The 429-nt window shown below is 70.6% G+C and carries 1 protein-coding gene; it reads left to right on the top strand.

Annotated features, from left to right (window positions below):
• Positions 1–139 (top strand): WhiB family transcriptional regulator (locus tag G3I71_RS48155; protein WP_164325289.1); only part of this gene is annotated, 139 nt, incomplete at its 5' end.
• Positions 140–429: the final 290 nt, after the last annotated feature.

The following is a 429-nucleotide window of genomic DNA, read 5'->3' as shown; positions in this document are numbered from 1 at the left end:
CGAGGCCAAGAAGGTCTGCCTCGCGTGCGAAGTCCGCTCCGAATGCCTTGAGTACGCCCTCGCCAACGACGAGCGATTCGGCATCTGGGGCGGCCTCTCCGAGCGCGAGCGCCGCAGGCTGAAAAAGGCGGCGGTCTGAACCCCCCGGAGCACCACCGGCCGGGCACCGACAACGCCGGCCACCGCATATCGAACGGCACCACCAGCAGGACCCCGGTAGAGCAAACGGTCCGCCTCCCGCACCTTCCCCGCAGGAGGCGGACCGTCGTCTTTCCAGCCGTTAGGGTGGGGCGCTGTCCAGCAGCCTCCGAGGGCACACCACCCCCGGATCCCCGGCCGGAGGGCCCGTACCGCGATGTCCCTGCACAGCCAGTCGACGGCCTCCCACCAGGCCTCCGCCACCCCAGAGTTCCCCCGGCACGTCGTCAC

The organism is Streptomyces sp. SID12501, assembly GCF_010550245.1.
Lineage (GTDB): Bacteria > Actinomycetota > Actinomycetes > Streptomycetales > Streptomycetaceae > Streptomyces.
The sequence above is the reverse complement of the archived record's forward strand: the minus strand, read 5'-3'. Positions and strand labels throughout refer to the sequence as shown.